The organism is Pseudoalteromonas sp. APC 3691, from assembly GCF_030408135.1.
Taxonomy (GTDB): domain Bacteria; phylum Pseudomonadota; class Gammaproteobacteria; order Enterobacterales; family Alteromonadaceae; genus Pseudoalteromonas.
Window position 1 is genome coordinate 1 of record NZ_JASDCB010000107.1, and the last position, 6,540, is coordinate 6,540.

Here is a 6,540-nt window from a genome sequence, read left to right on the forward strand (position 1 = left end):
TCATGGCTTTGCGGGATATACAGGATGAGATACTCTGGTGTGCCATCGCTTCGCCAGGTTCAATTCCAAAGAAATTAAGGGCAATGCGAGAACGAGTGAAACGTTATATTCTTCCAGAAAAAAGAAAACGGCCCAAAAGTAGGACCGTTCGAATTTCAAAAACTCGGTACACCATTAAGTCAAAGCATGCTTAACTGAATGGTGTTAGCTTTATAGCGGCTTTTTATTCTCTGTATTTTCATGCAGTTCGAGTTTTGGTGCACTCATACCTTTGAGCAACCGACCAAATATATCAGCGCCGGTAATAATGCGTTTCACGTCGCTCCACACTAATACCACATCGTGATCAATGGCCCCATCAAACGATTTATCTAAAGAATGATTAGCTCGTATTTTTAAAATTACTTCACTCAAACGCATCGCTTCATCAGCAACAATTATAGGCCTGTGACAATAATGATAAGGGTCAAACGTATCTGGCTCAAATAACGCTGATCTTAAAAAACCGTCAGCATCTACCACTAATAAAGGCCAACCGTCTTCATTGGTAATGATCACCCAGTTATAACCTGACTTATGTAGTTTGCGTAAAAACTCATTATCAGTTGTTAATGTAAGGTCTGGGAAAATAGGTAAATCAAGCTTAGTAGGCAAAGCAATAATAGAGTCTGGATCAATTACTTCACCCTCTTTGGTTACGCTTATTTCATCTAAGCTAAAAAAGCTAAGCGCGCCTATTCCCTCAACGTGCTGAACATCAGCCTCTTCTGCTTCTATGTGTTTGCGAATAATACCTCTGAGCTCACTTTCAGCAAAGTACGTAATCCCCTCTTTACCTAACCATGCATCGAGAATTAAAGCCGTTGGCTTAGCAACTACATAAAACAGAATCTGATAAAACTTAATTAACGGCGAAAGTAGGCTCGCCATCTTTAGCGCATTACGCGAAAAATAAGCCTGCGGTGTTATTTCACCAATAATAGTAATTGCGATAGTTGAGAATAAAAACGAACTTGCGCCCATTAATACCGAATCAGAAAGTAGTGTAAGTAGTACGTTAATACCTACGTTGCCCCACAAAATAGTCGATAATAAAAAGTTAGAGTCGTTTCGAAGGGCCATCACTTTTATGGCCGCCTCGTTCCCTTTTGTACTTTCCATTTCAAGCTGAAGCCTACTTAGTGAAAAAACGCTAAGTTTAAGCCCGAAAATATTGCCGATTGTGAAATACACAAAGCAATTGCACACCAAATCATGACTTCAAAGGTCATTGTATTTTCCTGTTAGTAATACCAATTCACTTAATTAAGCGAATTGGTATAAGGCTTATAAAAGCAATAAACTGCCTAAACCTAAAAAGGTAACAAACCCAACAATATCGGTAACGGTAGTTAAAATTACCGAGCCAGATAACGCAGGATCAATTTTCATTTTGTCTAAAATAGACGGAATAACAACACCCGCTAGTGACGCAGCGACTAAATTCAATAATATGGCTACCGTAATCGTAATACTGAGCATTAAATCGTTAAACCATAAGAAGGTAAGCAGGCCTATTACAAACGCCCATACCAAGCCATTTACAGCGCCAACACGTAGCTCTTTTTTAAGTAACGCATTGCGGTTTGAATCTGTAACCTGTCCAAGCGCTAAACCACGCACAATAACGGTTAATGTTTGACTACCTGCGATCCCGCCCATAGAAGCAACCACTGGCATTAATACAGCGAGTGCTACAACTTGTTCTATCGTTGCGCCAAATAAACCGATAAACCACGACGCTAAAAAGGCAGTAGCTAAATTAATACCTAACCATATGCCACGGTTTTTAGCACTTTTTCGCACACTTGCGAACAGGTCTTCGTCTTCACGTAAACCACCGGCTTTAGCGGCTGCTTCATCAGCAATTTCTTGTCGTAATTCATAAGCAGAGGCAATGGTTAATCGCCCAAGTAATTTATTATCAGCATTAACCACTGGCAGTGCCATTTTTTCACTGTGGATCACCACCTCTGCCGCTTCATATAAATCATCATCAGCATGGAGTGATGAAAAGTCATGATTTGCCAATGTCATTAAGTTATCGGTGTCGCTGGCTTTTATTAAATCATTTACCGCAACCTCACCTATTAAACTACCCTTGCGGCTTACTAAATAAATAACTTCACTGTATTGCGGTAAACCTTTATGTAGCAATTTTTTAGCACCACCGGCTGTTAGCTTCTCCGATACTTTTAAAAAGTCAAAACCTAACCAGTGACCTAATTGTTCTGGCGGGTATTGCTGCGCTAAATCATATTGTTTGGTTTGCGCTTCATCGAGTTGCTTTTTTGCATACTCAACAAATCGCTCTGGTATAACTTCTTCAAGTTCCAGTAGCTCTTCTACATTAACTTCATCAAGAAGTTTAAAAGCCTCAGCGTCTTCTAGCGTTTGCAGCAACCACAAACAACTATCTTCACTTAAATTAACAAAAATTTCGTGTTGCGTGTCTTCATCAAGCAACTGCCAAATTTCAAGTCGTTGTTCTTTTGGTATCGCCTCAAAAAGTAATGACAGGTGCTCTGTTGAAAGCGTTAACTGCGCATCTGCTAATAATTTATTTTTGCGTTCTGTTGTATCGCATTGCAATAAATCATTTATGAGCTGTGGAAGTTGGTCTACCGGATACTCAATCATCTTAAAACCTTAAAATTTAAAAGCGCACATTATTTATAGTCTACTTGAACAATAAAAAATTGCAGAAAAAACGTGAACTTATTAAGCATGCGCAAGCTATTTTTGCGCATTGTATGGGCAAACTAAATGCAGTACTAATATTTATTTTAAAAAATTAAAAAAACAGTAAAAGGAATTGTTTTTGAGGGATTAAACAACAAGTAAGCAAACCAAAGGGATTACTTATAATAAAAAAAATCCCATATTAGCTAGGCTAATATGGGCAAAATCACACAATGAATTAGGTGTTTTTAAATTACGGTTTATGCTTTAAATTAAAGTCTATCAGTAATATTTCGTACTAAGTCAGAATCTACAAATTGAGTAATAAGTGCAGCGCCCCACGCATAGCCTCGCTGTATTGGGTAACCTTTAAAAATCCAGCGTTTACGCACGTGATTAAAGCGCTCTAAATAGTCTTGTTTTTTTTGTGGCAGAGGTTGCTCACCCAATTTATTCCATGCTTTATATACGCCTGACATGTCAGAACCTCGCATAAAGCGTTGCAACCAACGTGGAAAACGAGAAAAGCTAATAGTGGACTGAAAATCAATAAAATAAGGTTTACCGTCTGCGCCGCATAAAATATTACCCATATTACGTAAGTCTAAATGCACGATGCCTTTGCGATGCATTTTTGCTACTTGACGCTCAAGTTCACTAAAAAAGTTAACAGGTAATGTTTTGTCTTCATGAATTAAAGCGCGCAGTGGCGTGCCTTCAATATAGTTATAAGCAACCGCTATCGGCGACAATCTACAAAAGCGGTTAGCGACTGCATCAAGCTCAGCTAAACGGCTTAACCCTTTATACTCTTGATTTACCGAAATTCGTGCAAATGTTTTGCGGATAAACCACGGGCTTTGGCTAAAATCTTTAACAATTAAATCAAATTCATTATCTTTATATCGATACACAATCGCGTTAGCAAAACGTCACTTATGGACAACACTTAAGTGATGTTGCATAAAAGTATGTTCTGGATATTGCTGCTGTAATTGTACTAACAAATTATTTTCAATCATAACAAACCTAACAAGATGATAACTTTAATTGCCTAGGCAACTATATTATCAAAGTTAGATTCTACGCACAATCAGATCAACTAATTAGCACGCTAACTTTCTGTTGAAACAGTATCGCTATTTTATTGATAATCTATTTGTGGGGGGAATTTCGGGTAATGTATCTAGATTATTTATAGCTTTAAATAATAAGTCTATTATTTGATTTTTTTCTGGCTCTGAAAAACCATTTAATGCTTGAGCATAGACTTCGTTTACTACAGGCATAATTTCAGGACAAAGAGCTTTACCTTTTTCACTTAAACACAAAATAGTTGAGCGCTTATCAAGCTCACATTGCGTTTTAATAATGAGTCCTTTTTCTTCAAGTCGGTTTAGTAAACGGCTCATAGCGCCACGATCATAAACCATATACTCGCAAAGTCCTGCAAGCGTATTAACCGACTCTCTCGCAAGTAGTACTACCACAATATATTGCGCTGAAGTTAAGTCCATAGGAAGTAACTTGGCATCAACATGAATGGCTAATCTCGAGCGTAAAAAAGACACTAAACGCCCCAAGTCTTGCTCTGGCGCTAACTCTTCGCGAGTACAACGTTTAATTGATGGCATGTTTTGCATGGTTATTCCACTGTATAGGTATATTTGCATGCTGATAGACCTTAACGCATACAAAAAATTCAATAATTTTTATAAAAACTAAGCAGCTAAAACTAAGCCACAAAAATAAAGCCGCAATCAGCGGCTTTATTTTATATAGTTTAAAATTTTGCTAAATTTTAAACTGGCCAACAAGCTGGCCCAAGTTTTCACCACGCGCCGCTAAATGCTGACCAACAGTAGACGTGGTTTTACTTGAAATAGTTAACTCATTAACTATTTCTTGAATGGCAAATACATTACGATTTATTTCTTCTGTAACACTACTTTGCTCCAGGGCTGCCGTTGCAATTTGCGTACTCATGTCGTTAATTGATCTAACTGAGCTTGTTACCGCGCCTAAACTTTCTGAAATAGCACGAGACGACTCAACAGAGCGATTACAACTACTTTGGCTTGCTTGCATTGCTGCAACTGCATCTGATACTAAATTATGTAGCTCACTCAACATTTCACTAATCTCTAATGTGCTAACTTGAGTACGACTTGCTAGGCTTCTTACTTCATCAGCAACAACTGCAAACCCTCTGCCTTGCTCACCTGCTCGCGCAGCTTCTATCGCAGCATTGAGTGCAAGTAAGTTTGTTTGCTCAGCAATTCCACCAATTACACTTAGTACGCTATTAATCTTTTTAGATTGATCACTGAGTGAATCAACCTGTTCAGCAGCTAGGTTAATTTCGCCCATTAAGTTTGAAACCTCACAGAGTGAAATATCAACACACTCTTGAGCTTTAGCAACTTCTTGCGTTGCCGCTTGAGTTGACTCTGCCACTTGGTTTGTATTTTGAGCCACCTCATGAGAAGTAGCCGACATTTCGGTAATAGCCGTCGCAACAAGGTCTGTTTCATGATTGTGATTAAGTAGCTTGTCTTCAATTAATCGTGTTTGTGTATTTATATCACTAGAGGCTGTTTTTACATCGTGTGTTACATCAACCACATTGGCAATAATGCCATGTAGCTTACTTACAAACATATTAAATGCTTCGCCAAGTTGGCCTATTTCATCGTTAGTATCAATATCTAAACGTTTGGTTAAATCGCCCTCACCTTTAGCAATGTCGTCAAGGCTTTGCGCCATGCGCTGTATTGGTTTTACCATTGTATTTGCGGCAACTAACGCACATATAATAGTTAAAACAACCCAAAATAAAGCAATTAGAAATAAGGTCACTACCTTATCATTCATGTGCTCTTGCATTGCTGTTTGATATTTAAGTAGTTCTGCGTCTATATCATCCATATATGCGCCAGTACCAATCATCCAGTTTGTACCTGGGATCATTGCTGCATAGCCCATTTTTTCAACTAAGCCTGTGGTATTTGGTTTTTGAAAATGATAGTTAAAAGCGCCACCGCCTTTTCTAGCTTGATCTAATAAGCCCACTATTATTTTTTTACCGTTAGGGTCAGTCATCCCTATTTTGTTTTGCCCTTCAATAGCATCACCTAATAATGCATGAAAAACACTAACGCCATTTGTGTCGTATATAAAAAAGTAACCACCTTGACCAAATGTTAAATCTCTTAAAGCGTTTTTAGCATCTTGCTCAGAGCCATTTGCTATTTGATAGCGCACAATTTTACTGGCAATTTCCACCTCGGTGCTTAGCAACGTTTGTTTGTCACTTATTAGTTTAGTTTGAAATGCTTCAAAATTTTGTTGCTGATTTTTATTCTCTAAATAATAAGAGCTCAGCATTAAGCTGATCAAAAGTAGCATTAAGGGCAATATAGCTAATAACAACAGTTTGTTTTTCAAGCTTAAATTACTCATTATTTCTCCGGGGTATATAAATGCATATATAGCGACAATAGCCAAAAATTAAATTACGGTTGTTTACATTGTTTTAATGGGTTTAAAAGCATAGTAAATAAAAACAAATTGGTGGGAGTAAACTCATACCATGCTCAATTAGCAGATATTATAGTCACAAGGAAGGTATTTGGACACTAAAAACACTGAGACCTTCGTATTAATTAATATATAATTTGCCACTCTTTCATTAGGGGCTGTTGATCTTTGTAGTACATATATCAATCAGCCCACATTGGTAGCCACATCATAGTAAATGCTAAAGCGAGCATTGAATGATAATTTCGTTCAAGCTTTTCATACCGCGTGGCTATCCCT

The 6,540-nt window shown here is 37.8% G+C and carries 4 protein-coding genes and 3 pseudogenes; 1 reads left to right on the plus strand and 6 read right to left on the minus strand.

What is annotated here, in order from left to right; all coding sequences use genetic code 11:
* Window positions 1-194: pseudogene (locus tag QL998_RS19895) on the plus strand (IS4 family transposase); the annotation flags it as partial.
* A gap of 16 nt (window positions 195-210) precedes the next feature.
* Here QL998_RS19895 and QL998_RS19900 read toward each other — a convergent pair.
* The 6 genes and pseudogenes from QL998_RS19900 to QL998_RS19925 form a co-directional block, all read right to left on the minus strand.
* A pseudogene (locus QL998_RS19900) lies at window positions 211-1,271 on the minus strand (CNNM domain-containing protein).
* Window positions 1,272-1,326: 55 nt separating this feature from the next.
* A complete protein-coding gene (locus tag QL998_RS19905) occupies window positions 1,327-2,679 on the minus strand; it encodes a magnesium transporter (protein ID WP_002958930.1) in 1,353 nt (450 codons plus the stop codon).
* Between the two features lie 314 nt (window positions 2,680-2,993).
* Window positions 2,994-3,635 carry an RIO1 family regulatory kinase/ATPase gene (locus tag QL998_RS19910; protein ID WP_290193343.1) on the minus strand — a complete coding sequence of 214 codons (642 nt, stop codon included), beginning with the start codon at window positions 3,633-3,635 and terminating at the stop codon, window positions 2,994-2,996.
* A 225-nt stretch (window positions 3,636-3,860) separates the two neighbouring features.
* Window positions 3,861-4,394, minus strand: coding sequence for a MarR family transcriptional regulator (locus QL998_RS19915; protein WP_231611873.1), 534 nt, complete (start codon window positions 4,392-4,394; stop codon window positions 3,861-3,863).
* A gap of 121 nt (window positions 4,395-4,515) precedes the next feature.
* Window positions 4,516-6,183 carry a methyl-accepting chemotaxis protein gene (locus QL998_RS19920; protein WP_290193344.1) on the minus strand — a complete coding sequence of 556 codons (1,668 nt, stop codon included), beginning with the start codon at window positions 6,181-6,183 and terminating at the stop codon, window positions 4,516-4,518.
* Between the two features lie 260 nt (window positions 6,184-6,443).
* Window positions 6,444-6,540: pseudogene (locus QL998_RS19925) on the minus strand (IS5/IS1182 family transposase); the annotation flags it as partial.